The sequence below is a fragment of the Staphylococcus sp. HMSC62A08 genome (assembly GCF_001839105.1).
Taxonomy (GTDB): domain Bacteria; phylum Bacillota; class Bacilli; order Staphylococcales; family Staphylococcaceae; genus Staphylococcus; species Staphylococcus caprae.
Map to the genome: position 1 here is coordinate 314,740 of NZ_KV840027.1, position 13,863 is coordinate 328,602.

Below are 13,863 nucleotides of genomic sequence, written 5' to 3' on the forward strand. Positions count from 1 at the left end.
TTAAGAAAGTGCCATAAAAGTGAGGCATATTTGATAAAATTAAATTAATAAATTAGGTAAATCTAAAAATTTAATTAGTTTGTTTACATAAAAAATACAGAAATAAAAAAACGTTGTAATAGCTCGAATATTGATTCATACTATGATTACTAAAGGAAAATAAGGTGGTAAGTTCGCATGTCTCAAAGTGAAAATTTGAAGATAGCCCAACGTGGTGCCTACCTCAGTTTAGTCGTTTACATCATCTTATCGATAACCAAGTATGTAGTTGGATATATGTATAATTCAGCTGCTGTAAGAGCAGATGCTTTAAACAATATGACGGACATTCTCGTATCAATTGCTGTTATTGTAGGTCTTAAAATTTCTATCAAACCAGCTGATAAAAATCATCCTTATGGTCATTTGAAATCTGAGAATATTTCAACGTTATTAGTTTCGTTCATTATTATGTTTGTAGGGATTCAAGTCGTTATTGAAAATGCGCCAAGATTAATCACGCATGATAGACATGTCCCGAATATCATGACTATTATTGTTAGTGTTATAAGTGGTGTAATTATGTTAGGTGTATTTTACGTTAATCACAGACTTGCTAAGAGAACAAAAAGTAGTTCATTAAGTTCAGCCGCAAAAGATAATTTATCTGATAGTTTAGTTAGTATCGGAACAGCAATTGGTCTAATATTTACGCAAATTGGATTTCCGATTGTCGATATTATTTTAGCGACATTTTTAGGATTGTTAATTATTTATACAGGTTTTGGAATCTTTAAAGAGTCTATATTTACTTTAAGTGATGGCTTTAATGAAAAGGATTTGGAAGAGTATCGTAATGATATCTTGGAAGTTGAAGATGTTATTGATGTGAATAGCATTAAAGGTAGATATCATGGTAGTAGTATTTTTCTTGATGTAACGATTGTGGTTCAATCTGATTTATCTTTATATGAAGCGCATCAAATTTGTGATAGAGTTGAAAATCATTTACATGGTAAAGGCATTTCGTCAGTATATGTTCATCCAGAACCTAATGATAAGGAACATCATATAAATGATGACTCAACCTCATAACATATCAATAGATTTCAGACTGCAGAACCCCTTTTAAAATTAGGCTGTCATATCAATACTTCGTATTGTTAGGCTCCCTTGCCGCGGGCATGCCTTGAGCCTGTAGTCTCAAGACGCATGCTATTCCTGCAGGCGTGTCGCCATCAATACTTCGTATATCTATTAAAATTCCAAACCACATCTTGTATAGGGAGTCATCTTATGTATTCTATTTATTTAATGATTTCTAACTTATTTATGAGCGAATTAAAAATCATAAAATATTCTCAATAATTTTTCGATAATCTAGACCTTGCTCTTTGTTAATGTGAGTGGGGTCTATTTTTTTATGAGTTAGGATGATGAATTTTAAAAATTGATAAGGGAACAGGATATTACTAAAATAGCCATACAATTGTTTGGGAAATATGGGAATTGCGTTTTATAATAAAAGTAGTGAGAGAAAAGTGTGGTCAATTAAGTAATTTAAACTAGGAAGGTGTTTTTTCTTATGCCAAAATTAATATTATGTCGTCATGGACAAAGTGAATGGAACGCTAAAAACTTGTTCACAGGATGGGCAGACGTTAAGTTATCGGAACAAGGTATTGAGGAAGCGAAAACAGCAGGAAAAAAAGTAGAAGAAAATAAATTGGAAATTGATGTTGCTTATACATCATTACTTACAAGAGCTTTAGAAACTACACAATATATTTTAGCTGGTTCTGATCAACAATGGATTCCAGTTCATAAAAGTTGGCGTCTCAATGAACGACACTATGGTGCACTACAAGGTTTGAATAAAGATGATGCTCGTGAAAAATGGGGCGAAGAGCAAGTGCATCAATGGAGACGTTCTTATGATGTTCAACCGCCTGCAGAAAGTGAAGAACAACGTGATGATTACTTACGCAATCGTAGATATAATCACTTAGATAAAAGAATGATGCCGTACTCTGAAAGTTTAAAGGATACTTTAGAACGTGTGGTACCTATATGGACTGATCGAATTTCACAACATCTATTAGATGGAGAAACAGTACTTGTGTCTGCACATGGTAACTCTATAAGAGCATTAATCAAATATTTAGAAGATTTATCAGATGAGGAAATCGTCGGATATGAAATTAAGACAGGTGCACCACTTGTTTATGAATTAACAGATGATTTGGATGTTAAAGATAAATACTATTTATAATATAGAAAAATAACGCAAGCCATTAAATGATAAAGTATTAAATTATCATTTAATGGCTTTTCTATTGTGAAGTTATAAGCTGATAGTAAGGAAATTTAAGAATAAAATGTTTAATAGCTTACCCAATTCGGGGAAATGATAACGATATCGTAAGTTGATTCACATTCAAATAAATATTTTTAATGATATTTGCATAGTTAAATTTTAAAAATTATTTAGCTCTTTTATGTTGTTTAATAATCTTTAAAGCACGTTTTCTTGTTTTGATATTTGGACTGTTAAGATTACGTCGTGCAGTTTGTAAATCTAGTTTCATATCATTTTCCTCCTTTTCTAGCTATATTATGGAAGAAAAAAGCTCATTTGTAAATAGTAATTATTACGATTTACTAAAAATAGATATCCTTTCCCAAAGGCACTAACAATTTTTGAAGTTATTTTTAGTAGTAAAATGAGTCAATTATATGATTGATGCACTCAAAATATGTATAATAGGCAAATATCTAATTGATAATTTATAAAAAGGAGGGATAATCATGTCTTTAAAAACCAAGTTAGTCATGATTATTACAATGTTACTTGGTGGATTCTTTGGATTATTAAATGAGACACTATTAACAACTGCATTACCAAGTATTATGAAAGATTTTCATATCCAATATTCCCAAGTACAATGGCTAACGACGGCGTTTCTACTCACGAATGGGGTAGTCATTCCATTGTCAGCTTTAGTCATTCAACGCTTTACAACAAGACAAGTGTTCTTGACGGGAATTCTGATCTTCTTTATAGGAACAATTGTCGGAGGTTTCAGTCCTAATTTTACAATTTTATTATTCGCAAGAATTATTCAAGCCTTAGGTTCAGGAATTATGATGCCATTAATGATGACAACCATTCTTGATATTTTCGAACCACATGAACGTGGTAAATACATGGGCATCTTCGGACTTGTCATTGGTTTAGCGCCTGCGATAGGTCCTACGCTATCAGGTTATTTAGTGGAGTATTTTAACTGGAGATCGTTATTCCATGTCGTTGCACCTATTGCGGCAATCACATTTATCATTGCTTTATTTACCGTTAAAAATGTTGGCACAAACGTGAAAGTGCCTATTGATATCATTTCGATTATATTATTTTTCTTTGTATTTGTTTGTCTATTATATGGTACAAGTTCGATTTCACACGATGGATGGGATGATCCAATTGTCATAACAACAATTATTGGCGGTATCATACTCGTAGCATTATTTATTTGGAGACAATCTCATCTTGAAACGCCATTACTTAATTTCGGAGTATTTAAAAATAAACAATTTGCTATAGGATTATTAATCATGGCAGTAACGATGATTTCCATGATTGGTTCAGAAACAGTACTACCGATGTTTGTTCAAAACCAATTAAATGAGTCTGCACTTGATTCAGGACTTATACTTTTACCTGGTGCGATTGTCATGGCAGTGATGTCTATGACTTCTGGTGCTATGTATGAAAAGTTTGGTGCCAAGCCATTAGCTATCATCGGTATGTTAATCGTGATTATCACAACCTCTTATTTCGTAGTGATGGATGAACATACATCAACAATTATGTTAGCAACCGTTTATGCGATTCGTATGATAGGTATTGCTTTAGGATTAATGCCAGTCATGACACATACGATGAATCAATTAACACCAGAAATGAACGCACATGGATCTTCCATGACGAATACAGTCCAACAAATTTCCGGTTCAATTGGTACGGCAGGTTTAATTACAATCTTGAGTCAGGCGAGTCAACATTTTTCACCTAAAATGAGTGACTATAAAGGTATGAATAAACAAGAAATGATTGGTCAAATTAAAATTGATACGATGCTTCATGGTTACCATGCTGGATTTTTATTTGCGGTTATTATTACAGTTATTAGTTTCCTATGTACATTTATGATTAAGAAAACTTCCAAATCTAAGACTCAAGAGTAAACATGCGTGCGTGTTTTTGAGTATAAAAAATATATTAGAACATTCTGAACACTTGATATAAAAGAACTTCTTATTGACTATTATAATTTTAAAGGATAAAATATTTTTATTCCGATTAGAATAATAAGAATAAGGGGTTTAGATAAATGAAGAGACTTTTATTTTGCGTTATCGCATTAATTTTCGTGTTAGCCGCATGTGGCAATAACGATTCTTCAAGTAATAAAGATGGTAAATCAAGCAGCAAAGATGATAATACATTACGTGTAGGTACTGAAGGTACATATGCACCATTCACTTTCCACAATAAAAAAGATCAATTAACAGGTTACGATATTGATGTCATCAAAGCCGTAGCTAAAGCAGAGAATTTGAAATTGAAATTCAATGAAACATCATGGGATTCAATGTTCGCTGGATTAGATGCAGGACGTTTCGATGTTATCGCTAACCAAGTTGGTGTCAATAAAGACAGAGAGAAGAAATATAAATTCTCAGATCCTTACACATACTCAAGTGCAGTATTAGTCGTTCGTGATAATGAGAAAGATATTAAATCATTTAATGATGTTAAAGGTAAAAAGCTAGCACAAACATTTACTTCAAATTATGGTCAATTAGCTAAAGATAAAGGTGCTGACATTACTAAAGTTGATGGTTTTAATCAATCAATGGATTTATTATTATCAAAACGCGTTGATGGTACATTCAATGATAGTCTTTCTTATTTAGATTATAAGAAACAAAAGCCTAATGCTAAGATTAAAGCAATTAAAGGTAACGCTGAACAAAACAAATCAGCTTTCGCATTTTCTAAAAAAGTAGACGATAAAACAGTTCAAAAATTCAACGAAGGTCTTAAGAAACTTAGAGATAACGGTGAATTAGCTAAAATAGGTAAGAAATGGTTTGGTCAAGATGTTTCTAAGTCTAAATAGTGAACAACAACACGCTTTAGATGCAGCAAAACAAGCATTTGGTCCAATGTTAGAGGGATTGGTGAAATACTCAATCCCTATTACTATAGTTACATTTATATTAGGACTTATTATTGCCTTGTTTACTGCATTGATGCGTATTTCAACAAGTAAAATTTTAAGAGGTATCGCACGCGTTTATGTTTCAATCATTCGAGGCACACCAATGATTGTTCAGTTATTTATTATATTGTATGGTATACCAGAGCTTGGAAGACTTATTACCAATGATGCGGATAATCAATGGACATTAGCACCAGTTGTAGCAGCAATTATAGGATTGTCATTCAATGTAGGCGCTTATGCATCTGAAATTATTCGTGGAGGTATTATTTCAATTCCGAAGGGACAAACTGAAGCGGCATATTCAATCGGAATGAATTATCGCCAAACAGTTCAGCGTATTATTCTACCACAAGCGATACGTGTTTCTATCCCTGCATTAGGTAATACATTTTTAGGGTTAATCAAGGATACATCATTATTAGGATTTATTCTTGTAGCTGAAATGTTCAGAAAGGCTCAGGAAGTAGCTTCAACTTCGTATGAATATTTAACAATATATATTCTTGTAGCTATCATGTATTGGGTTGTATGCTTTATCATCTCTATTATTCAAGGATGGTATGAATCACGCATTGAAAGAGGGTATCGCTCATGATTGAATTAAAAAATATCCATAAGTCTTTTAATGATACAGAAGTGATTAAAGGTATCGATTTAACAGTCGATAAAGGTGAAGTTGTGACATTAATAGGACGTTCAGGCTCAGGAAAGACGACCTTACTACGTATGATGAATGCATTAGAAATACCCACTCAAGGTTCAGTGTTTGTAAACGGTAAAACCTATACTGAAAAGGATAAAAAATCACAAATCGAAGTGCGTCAACAATCTGGTATGGTCTTCCAGAGTTATAATTTATTTCCACACAAATCCGCATTAGAGAATGTGATGGAAGGTCTTGTTACAGTTAAGAAAATGCAAAAAGCTGAAGCTAAACGTAAAGCAATGGAACTATTGGAGAAGGTAGGTTTAGTGCACGTTAAAGATCAACGTCCCCATGCATTATCAGGAGGGCAACAGCAACGTGTAGCCATTGCTCGAGCGTTAGCTATGAATCCTAAAGTCATGCTTTTCGATGAACCTACATCTGCACTTGACCCAGAGTTAGTAAATGATGTATTAAAGGTAATTAAAGAACTAGCTGATGAAGGCATGACAATGGTCATTGTTACACATGAAATGCGCTTTGCTCGAGAAGTTTCAAATCAAACAGTCTTTATTCATGAAGGTGTAATCGCAGAACAAGGTGCACCAGATGAATTATTTAATCATCCTAAAACTGAAGAATTAAAACGCTTTTTAAATGTAATTAACGAAGAATAGTAGAAGTAGCCATGTAGACGTGAATTAGACGTTTACATGGCTATTTTATGTTAGAATAGGTGTAATTTAATTTTTCAAAAAAGAACAGTTTGAGGAGTGAAAGAATGGAACACTCGATGAAACTTTATGTTGAGCCATTTGAAGCGGTTCGCAACAATAGAAAGACGATAGAAATAAGATTAAATGATGAAAAAAGACAATACATTAAAATAGGAGACACGATAGTCTTTACAAATATAGAATCACCTGAGAAAAAAATGAAAGTAAAAGTGTTAGAAAAAAGAGTTTTCGATACTTTCCAACAGTTATTTAATTATTATGATAATGATGAGCTCGGTTATAGTGATAATGTTTCGCTAGCCCAAAAAGTAGCTAGCATTTATAAAATTTACAATCAAAATGATGAATTAAATCACGGCGTTGTAGCTTTAAAAATAAAATTAGTTTAATCAAAAATATGACTATATATAAAAACTGGGAGTGGGACAGAAATATAATTTAGCAAAATTATTTTCGTTGTCCCACCCCGGCAAGGATGGCTAGGATTAAAAGAAGCTTGATATAAGCACACTTTTAATTCAGACATCTACTGCCAATATGTTAAGAAGGCTGAGACAATTAATTATGTCCCAGCCTCAGTATGATACTATTTACGATTTTCTAGTGTTTCTTTTACTTTATAGAAAATAGGTTTAATCGGTTTGATAAAGTCACCGATATATTCATAAACATCAGCATTAAAGCCTTCTTTGAACTTTTGAACACCTGCATCTTCAGCATCTTCACTAAAGTCCCCAGTAATACCATAGAAATTATATCGATCAATGTTATGTTCTTTTGCGAACTTAATCATTTCCCATTGTAAACGATAAGCTCCCATATACGCATTATATTTAGGGTTTGAACCACTTGAAAGATAATATACTTCATGTTCATTATAAATATACAATGCTGCAGCTAAGTTCAGTACTTGTCCTTCTTCATCAATTTTTTCTTTAGTTTGTTTGATTTTACGTTCATTACTATCAAATTGTTGTTTAACTTGAGTATGTTTTGTCTTATTTTTCTTAGAATTAGGATTCTCTTCAAGCGTTTGTTCAACCTCTTTAAGTTGCTTTTCTAATTCTTTATGTTTGTCTTGTAACGTATTTAAATAATCTTGTAAGTCAATGTAAGCAAGTTTAAGCATTGCATGGTCTTCATATGTTTTTTGCATATCTTCGAAATATGGTTTTTCACGGAATTTGAAACCATGTTTCTCTTCGGCCATTTGGAAGAGTTCAAAGAACGTATCAGTTTCTTCGATAGGAAGTGTTTTAACTTGGACGCCCATTTCATATGTTTTCTTAATGTTACGGCGAGTTTGATAATCCATTTCTTTCAATAACTGATCTTCGGATTTATCTTTAAGATTTAGAACGGATAACCAGCGAATTTGGCTCATCGTATCGTAACCAACTGTATAGCCTTGGTGTTTATAACCTAAGTCTTCTAACGTTTTAATGAAAGGTCGATTATCAAATGATTCGATAATTTCACCTTCAGCATTTCTTAAGTTTTCTAACAAGTAAGGGTCAACAAGTACATATAAACAGTTGCGCTTTTTCAAATAATCTGTGAGGGATTTGAAGAAGAAACGAACTAATGTCAAGTTGCGATAATCCATCACTGGACCTCTATGTGTGTAGAAATATTTAAAGAATTTAAGTGAACGTGCTTCTGTTAAAAGACAAGCAGCAATGACTTTATCATTGTCATCTTTAACTCCCACAAGATGAACGTCACCTTTCATTTTATTACGGTTATTATAATGTATACTGGATTGTGTATAATGAGAAAAGTTTTCTGAAGTAAATCGATCAAATTCTTCAGATGTCAAGTTAACAAATTTCATCATCAATCTTCCCCTCTATGTCGATTTCGTTATCAATATTGTCATGATTTATCTATTTTACCAAACTAAAGGCATCATTACATATAATAACACAAATAATAACGTCATACTTTTGTATGAGATAAATTTACCCCAACTTAAATAATCTTAATAAAATCATAAAATTAAGAATAACTAGCATCGTAGCTCTATTCGTTATATGATAGAATTTATAATGAAAGAGTGAGATTCTAGCATTGCTCATTTTTGAAAAGGAATTCAATGAATGTATAATGTATAGACTTTCACGGTAATTTAATTTTCTACTAATTAGAATAAGTAGAGAGGCAGGAGTGAGTAGTTTGAAGAAATTGGCAGTTTCTTTAGCTGTAATCGCACTATTGTTAGCAGGTTGCAGTAGTAGTAAATACACAGATAAAATTGATAAAGCTGTGAAAATGCAAGACAAAAAACAAGAAAAAATTGCTAAAAACGATTCAGGCGATGAAGTCAAACATTTTGATAAAAAAGATGCAAATATCTATGTTTTTAATAAAGGTAAATATGTCATTCTAGCTTATGAACCATTAAGTGATGATGCAGAAGTTCATTATTATACTTATGAGTTTAAAGGTAAAAAGGCACATTACAAAGAAAACTTTAATTCAAAAGGTTATTACCAATCGCATGAACCTGACTATAAAGAAGAGAATATGAAATAATCGCGTTTTAGCAAGAAGGAGCACCAATGAAAAAAGTAATTGGATTAATGAGTGTCATAACTATTATTCTATTGTTTGGATGTTCAAAGCAACCTAGTTCTACTAATGATGTGCAAAATGGAAAGCCACTCATAGTGATGTATGGTGATTTTAAATGTCCATATTGTAAGAAAGTAGAAGACAATGTGATGCCTAAATTAAAGAACAACTATATTGATAAAGATAAAGTAAAATTCCAATATGTGAATTTAGCCTTTTTGGGAAAGGATTCTATTATAGGTTCTAGGGCACAACATGCAGTCAATCACTATACACCTAAGTATTCACTCCAATTTCAAAAGTTAATGTTTGAGCAACAACAAGATGAAGATAAACAATGGATTACTCATAAATTAGTAGATCAACAAATTGATAAATTAAATATAAGTCAACATAGTAAAGATAAAATTAAAAAAGACTATAAAACTAAAGATTCTGTATCATGGAAAGCTGCTGATAAAGATAAACAAATAGGTAAGGAACATCATATTAAACAAACGCCAACAGTATTTATTAAAGGTAAAAAAGTTAAAGACCCATACCATTTCAGTAGTTATGAAACATTATTGAAAGACAAATAATACTGTCTTAAAAAGAAGATATAAACGTTTTTAATAAACGACCAGAGTATTGATTTAAATTGGCCTCTATAGTGAATGTTAAAAATTCATTATAGGGGCCATTATTTTATTTTGATTCATTTTGAAGAACTTTTTTACCATTCAAATAGATATCAATCATACTTTTTTGAAAAACACCTTGTAATTTAGTGAAGTTAGGTTTATACTTTTAAATCGTAATAATTACTATTTAGGAGGCTGTTTATGAAAAAGGTATTAAGTTTATTATTCATTATCCCGTTATTTGCTGTAATTTTAACAGCGTGTGGAAATGATGATAACAAAAAGCAAGATGGGAAAGTCACTATTAACACGACAGTGTACCCACTTCAATCTTTTGCAGAACAAATAGGTGGAAAGCATGTTGATGTGAAATCAATTTATCCAGCAGGTACGGATTTACATAGTTATGAACCTACTCAAAAAGATATTTTAAATGCGAGTAAGGCAGATTTATTTGTGTATACTGGTGACGATTTAGATCCAGTCGCTAAAAAGGTTGCAAGCACAATCAAAGATAAAAACAAAAAACTTTCTCTTCAAGATAAATTAGACAAATCAAGTTTACTTCCTGACCACCATCATCACGGTGAAGAACATGAGGGGCATGAGGAACATGAACATCATCACCACGGAGAATATGACCCGCATATCTGGTTAGACCCTAAAATGGATCAAACATTTGCTAAAGAAATCAAAGATACGTTAGTTAAAAAAGACCCTAAACATAAAAAAGAATATGAAAACAATTATAAAAAATTATACAAACAACTTAGTGATTTAGATAAAGATATGAAAAAGGTCACTAAAGACAAAAAGGACCATACCGTATTCATTTCACATGAATCAATGGGTTATTTAGCACATAGATATGGATTCAAACAAGAAGGTATTCAAAATATGAATGCTGAGGATCCATCACAGAAAGAATTAACTCAAATTGTTAAAGAAATCAAAGATAGTAAAGCGAAATATATTCTTTATGAAGATAACGTTGCGAATAAAGTGACAGAAACAATCCGTAAAGAAACAGATGCGCAACCACTCAAATTTTACAACATGGAATCTTTAAATAAAGATCAGCAAAATGATAAAGATTTATCATATCAATCATTAATGGAAGAAAATATTAAAAATATAGATAAAGCTTTATCAAACAATACAAAAGCAAAATAGTAATACTAATTAGGATGGTTGGGACATAATTTAATATCTCAGTCTAATTTAACAAATTGGCAGTAGATGTCTGGATTGAAAGTGCGCTTATATCAAGCTTCTTTCAATCCTAGTCATCCTTGCCGGGGCGGAACAACGAAATTAATTTTGATAAATTATATTTCTGTTCCGCTCCCTCTTTAATACCTTTTAAAATGTATTTCTGTTACGATAAAGACACTAATAAAACAGAGATATAATGTGAGGGTTAATAATGCCAATAAAAAAAGAAAAGAACAGAATTATTTTTTCTAGAACATTTAATGCACCGGCGAATAAAGTATTTGATGCATATACTCAGAAAGAACTTTTCGAGCAGTGGTTTTATCCTGAAGGTGCTTCTGTAGAAGTGTATCAATTTAATGCTGTTGAGGGTGGAAAAGCATTTTTCGCAATTAAAGCACCGAATATGACAAGTTATACAATTACGGAATATCAGAAAGTACAAAAGCCACATCGCCTTGAATACTTAGATTATTTTGCAACGCCACAAGGAGAGAAAGATACATCTATGCCAGGTATGCAAATTTTAATGGATTTTAAAGAGAGTAATGGTAAGACAACTGTAACTTCTACATCTGTTTTCCCAACACAAGATGCTGCTCAACAAGCTTTAGATATGGGTGTGGAACAAGGCATGAACGGTACCTTAGACAATTTAGAAGCGCTATTAGAGAAATAATGTCATAAATATGTCAGAGTCAAAAAGTCTTATATCATATATAATTAGAATTAAGAAAATATCATGCAAGAGAGGTATATATGATGAAACAAAGATATTTGAAAGTATTGGGACTTTACACATTAACTACTGGCATATCCACAATGTTAGTTACTTCTAATTGCGTATCTAATAAGGCATTAAGATTTATTTTAAGAACAGCACTCGGATACGGCATATTTGCATATTGCTTACACTTTTTAGCTCAACGTAAGCGCAAATAGATCTCAACGTCACTCTAAAGTAGGGGTGGCGTTCTTTTTTATGGAAAATAAAATTTAATATACACTTATCGAGCGCTAACTAATATAATGTAAAAGTATCATTAAATGCGTGAGGTAGGGAGAGAAAGTAAATATGTTCAAGAATAAGAAAAACATTGAAGATACATATGCTACAAAAGCTATTGTTCACAACATAGCAGGTCAAGTTCAAATGAAGGAGGTTATGGCGGATAAGACACCAACTCGTTATGCATTGAAATCAATGATGGCTGGGTTCTTACTATCTATTGTTACGGTTTTCATGCTCGCAATTAAAACACAATTTGCGTCTACACATAATGATGGATTAATTAACTTAATGGGTGCCATTTCTTTTAGTTTGGGACTTGTACTTGTCGTGCTTACTCACTCTGAGTTACTTACAAGTAATTTTATGTATTTAACAGTGGGGTGGTACTATAAAGTAATAAGTATGAAGAAAGTCGTTTGGATTTTTATTTTCTGTTTTATTGGGAATATTATTGGTGGATTTATTCTATTCTTCTTAATGAAGTTTTCACACGTGATGACACCTGAGATGACAGACAGTTTAACTACACTCGTTCACAAGAAAACAGTCGAGTCGACATGGCTCAACATATTAGTTAAAGGTATTTTTTGTAATTTCTTCATCAACATAGGTATTTTTATATCTTTACAATTTAAAGAAGGACTAGCCAAAGCATTTTTCATTGCTTGTGGTGTCATCGTCTTTGTCTTTATGGGCTACGAACACGTTGTATTTAATGCTGGTCTATACGCTGGTATGATTTTCTATAATGCAGATGCGCTATCATGGATTGACGTCATTAAGAATATTGTCTTTGCATTTATTGGTAACTATATCGGTGGCGGCATTTTCGTAGGTTTAGTGTATGCATATTTAAACGGTAAACGTGACAGTTTATCTCAATAAACTTTAGCAGGTTCATTTTTTGAACCTGCTTTTATTTTTGGAAAATAATAAAATGACAGCTAATGACATGAGTACGCCTTCATATTTAAAAAGATTAATTAGATCATATAAGCTCAATTAATGGACATCGATAAGCCGACAAGGTAGGCTATGATTCATGTTCATTGTTAACGTTTGGGAGTGAAAATATGTCAGAAATAAATATAAGAATAGCAAATACAGAAGATGCAGAAGCATTACATCAATTAATGTATGATGCCTTTACACCGTTAAGAGAATTAGGCATTGATTGGCCATCAGTAAATGCAGATTTAAATATGGTCAAAGAAAATATCGTGAATAATACGACCTTTGTGATGGAAAAAGATAATGAAATGATTTCAACAATCACTGTTAGATATCCATGGGGTAGTGTAAGAAGTATATCTGGATATCCTTTCGTATGGTGGTTTGCTACAAAGCCTGCTTACGATGGACAGGGATATGGGAGTCGATTATTGAAGTATGTAGAAGAAGATTTCTTAAGAGATACATTAAAAGCTGCTGCGGTCACATTAGGTACTTCCGCTCGATTACATCCTTGGTTGCTACAAATCTATGAAAAAAGAGGGTATGAAATATACGCAGAACATGAGAATGACGATGGCGATTTAGGTGTGATTATGCGTAAAATATTGATACCTGAACGATTTGAAGAGAAAATACTAGGACAACCACCATTTTAAAGACTGAGCTAAGATTGATTAAAAAAACCATCACATTTTAAATCAATAATATATAAACGAGTGATTGGCTCAAAAGAATTATTCTCAAAAGATAAACGAAGTATTTATGGCGAGACTCCTGATTTCTTTAAAAATGAACTTAAGTGCGAAGCACTTAAGTAAGCAATTCTAATGATTGA

At 32.1% G+C, this 13,863-nt stretch carries 15 protein-coding genes and 1 pseudogene; 14 read left to right on the forward strand and 2 right to left on the reverse strand.

Going from position 1 to position 13,863, the window contains the following annotated elements:
- Positions 1-177: 177 nt before the first annotated feature.
- Positions 178-1,074, forward strand: coding sequence for a cation diffusion facilitator family transporter (locus tag HMPREF3264_RS02245; protein ID WP_070871788.1), 897 nt, complete (start codon positions 178-180; stop codon positions 1,072-1,074).
- Positions 1,075-1,564: 490 nt separating this feature from the next.
- Complete coding sequence (locus tag HMPREF3264_RS02250) at positions 1,565-2,251, forward strand: 2,3-diphosphoglycerate-dependent phosphoglycerate mutase (protein WP_070871789.1); 687 nt, start codon at positions 1,565-1,567, stop codon at positions 2,249-2,251.
- A gap of 211 nt (positions 2,252-2,462) precedes the next feature.
- Here HMPREF3264_RS02250 and HMPREF3264_RS12575 read toward each other — a convergent pair whose 3' ends face one another.
- Positions 2,463-2,567 (reverse strand): putative metal homeostasis protein, encoded by a 105-nt coding sequence (locus tag HMPREF3264_RS12575; RefSeq protein ID WP_000762708.1) that lies wholly within the window; start codon positions 2,565-2,567, stop codon positions 2,463-2,465.
- Positions 2,568-2,787: 220 nt separating this feature from the next.
- Here HMPREF3264_RS12575 and HMPREF3264_RS02255 point away from each other — a divergent pair, with 220 nt between their 5' ends.
- The 5 genes from HMPREF3264_RS02255 to HMPREF3264_RS02275 all read left to right on the forward strand — a co-directional run bounded on the left by HMPREF3264_RS02255 (position 2,788) and on the right by HMPREF3264_RS02275 (position 7,039).
- The gene (locus HMPREF3264_RS02255; RefSeq protein ID WP_070871790.1) at positions 2,788-4,224 is read left to right on the forward strand and encodes an MDR family MFS transporter; all 1,437 of its coding nucleotides are present in this window, start codon (positions 2,788-2,790) and stop codon (positions 4,222-4,224) included.
- A gap of 146 nt (positions 4,225-4,370) precedes the next feature.
- Positions 4,371-5,162: a transporter substrate-binding domain-containing protein gene (locus tag HMPREF3264_RS02260; protein WP_070871791.1), complete on the forward strand. Its 792-nt coding sequence runs from the start codon at positions 4,371-4,373 to the stop codon at positions 5,160-5,162.
- Positions 5,143-5,862, forward strand: coding sequence for an amino acid ABC transporter permease (locus HMPREF3264_RS02265; protein WP_070871792.1), 720 nt, complete (start codon positions 5,143-5,145; stop codon positions 5,860-5,862). The genes HMPREF3264_RS02260 and HMPREF3264_RS02265 overlap by 20 nt, the downstream gene beginning before the upstream one ends.
- Positions 5,859-6,590: an amino acid ABC transporter ATP-binding protein gene (locus HMPREF3264_RS02270; RefSeq protein WP_070871793.1), complete on the forward strand. Its 732-nt coding sequence runs from the start codon at positions 5,859-5,861 to the stop codon at positions 6,588-6,590. Before HMPREF3264_RS02265 ends, HMPREF3264_RS02270 begins: the two co-directional genes overlap by 4 nt.
- A gap of 104 nt (positions 6,591-6,694) precedes the next feature.
- Positions 6,695-7,039: an ASCH domain-containing protein gene (locus tag HMPREF3264_RS02275; RefSeq protein ID WP_070871794.1), complete on the forward strand. Its 345-nt coding sequence runs from the start codon at positions 6,695-6,697 to the stop codon at positions 7,037-7,039.
- A gap of 197 nt (positions 7,040-7,236) precedes the next feature.
- Here the strand turns inward: HMPREF3264_RS02275 and HMPREF3264_RS02280 are convergent, their stop codons facing one another.
- The gene (locus tag HMPREF3264_RS02280) at positions 7,237-8,484 is read right to left on the reverse strand and encodes an aminoacyltransferase (RefSeq protein ID WP_070871936.1); all 1,248 of its coding nucleotides are present in this window, start codon (positions 8,482-8,484) and stop codon (positions 7,237-7,239) included.
- A gap of 341 nt (positions 8,485-8,825) precedes the next feature.
- Between HMPREF3264_RS02280 and HMPREF3264_RS02285 the strand changes: the two genes are divergently transcribed.
- The 7 genes and pseudogenes from HMPREF3264_RS02285 (at position 8,826) to HMPREF3264_RS02310 (ending at position 13,684) form a co-directional block, all read left to right on the forward strand.
- Positions 8,826-9,185: a DUF4467 domain-containing protein gene (locus HMPREF3264_RS02285; RefSeq protein ID WP_070871795.1), complete on the forward strand. Its 360-nt coding sequence runs from the start codon at positions 8,826-8,828 to the stop codon at positions 9,183-9,185.
- A 26-nt stretch (positions 9,186-9,211) separates the two neighbouring features.
- Positions 9,212-9,805, forward strand: a complete 594-nt coding sequence (locus tag HMPREF3264_RS02290; protein ID WP_070871796.1) for a DsbA family protein — start codon at positions 9,212-9,214, stop codon at positions 9,803-9,805.
- A gap of 243 nt (positions 9,806-10,048) precedes the next feature.
- A pseudogene (locus tag HMPREF3264_RS02295) lies at positions 10,049-11,017 on the forward strand (metal ABC transporter solute-binding protein, Zn/Mn family); the annotation flags it as partial.
- Positions 11,018-11,273: 256 nt separating this feature from the next.
- Positions 11,274-11,741, forward strand: a complete 468-nt coding sequence (locus tag HMPREF3264_RS02300) for an SRPBCC family protein (protein WP_070871798.1) — start codon at positions 11,274-11,276, stop codon at positions 11,739-11,741.
- Between the two features lie 83 nt (positions 11,742-11,824).
- Positions 11,825-12,004, forward strand: a complete 180-nt coding sequence (locus HMPREF3264_RS12360) for a hypothetical protein (RefSeq protein ID WP_080981425.1) — start codon at positions 11,825-11,827, stop codon at positions 12,002-12,004.
- Between the two features lie 133 nt (positions 12,005-12,137).
- Positions 12,138-12,959 carry a formate/nitrite transporter family protein gene (locus HMPREF3264_RS02305; RefSeq protein WP_070871799.1) on the forward strand — a complete coding sequence of 274 codons (822 nt, stop codon included), beginning with the start codon at positions 12,138-12,140 and terminating at the stop codon, positions 12,957-12,959.
- A gap of 188 nt (positions 12,960-13,147) precedes the next feature.
- Positions 13,148-13,684 carry a GNAT family N-acetyltransferase gene (locus HMPREF3264_RS02310; protein WP_070830234.1) on the forward strand — a complete coding sequence of 179 codons (537 nt, stop codon included), beginning with the start codon at positions 13,148-13,150 and terminating at the stop codon, positions 13,682-13,684.
- Positions 13,685-13,863: the final 179 nt, after the last annotated feature.

Bases quoted from the DNA above. Each gene is read 5' to 3' on its own strand.
- HMPREF3264_RS12360 (WP_080981425.1), top strand. From the start codon at position 11,825: ATGAAACAAAGATATTTGAAAGTATTGGGACTTTACACATTAACTACT.
- HMPREF3264_RS02275 (WP_070871794.1), top strand. From the start codon at position 6,695: ATGGAACACTCGATGAAACTTTATGTTGAGCCATTTGAAGCGGTTCGC.
- HMPREF3264_RS02270 (WP_070871793.1), top strand. From the start codon at position 5,859: ATGATTGAATTAAAAAATATCCATAAGTCTTTTAATGATACAGAAGTG.
- HMPREF3264_RS02250 (WP_070871789.1), top strand. From the start codon at position 1,565: ATGCCAAAATTAATATTATGTCGTCATGGACAAAGTGAATGGAACGCT.
- HMPREF3264_RS02300 (WP_070871798.1), top strand. From the start codon at position 11,274: ATGCCAATAAAAAAAGAAAAGAACAGAATTATTTTTTCTAGAACATTT.
- HMPREF3264_RS02290 (WP_070871796.1), top strand. From the start codon at position 9,212: ATGAAAAAAGTAATTGGATTAATGAGTGTCATAACTATTATTCTATTG.
- HMPREF3264_RS02245 (WP_070871788.1), top strand. From the start codon at position 178: ATGTCTCAAAGTGAAAATTTGAAGATAGCCCAACGTGGTGCCTACCTC.
- HMPREF3264_RS02280 (WP_070871936.1), bottom strand. From the start codon at position 8,484: ATGAAATTTGTTAACTTGACATCTGAAGAATTTGATCGATTTACTTCA.
- HMPREF3264_RS02310 (WP_070830234.1), top strand. From the start codon at position 13,148: ATGTCAGAAATAAATATAAGAATAGCAAATACAGAAGATGCAGAAGCA.
- HMPREF3264_RS02305 (WP_070871799.1), top strand. From the start codon at position 12,138: ATGTTCAAGAATAAGAAAAACATTGAAGATACATATGCTACAAAAGCT.
- HMPREF3264_RS02255 (WP_070871790.1), top strand. From the start codon at position 2,788: ATGTCTTTAAAAACCAAGTTAGTCATGATTATTACAATGTTACTTGGT.
- HMPREF3264_RS12575 (WP_000762708.1), bottom strand. From the start codon at position 2,567: ATGAAACTAGATTTACAAACTGCACGACGTAATCTTAACAGTCCAAAT.
- HMPREF3264_RS02265 (WP_070871792.1), top strand. From the start codon at position 5,143: ATGTTTCTAAGTCTAAATAGTGAACAACAACACGCTTTAGATGCAGCA.
- HMPREF3264_RS02260 (WP_070871791.1), top strand. From the start codon at position 4,371: ATGAAGAGACTTTTATTTTGCGTTATCGCATTAATTTTCGTGTTAGCC.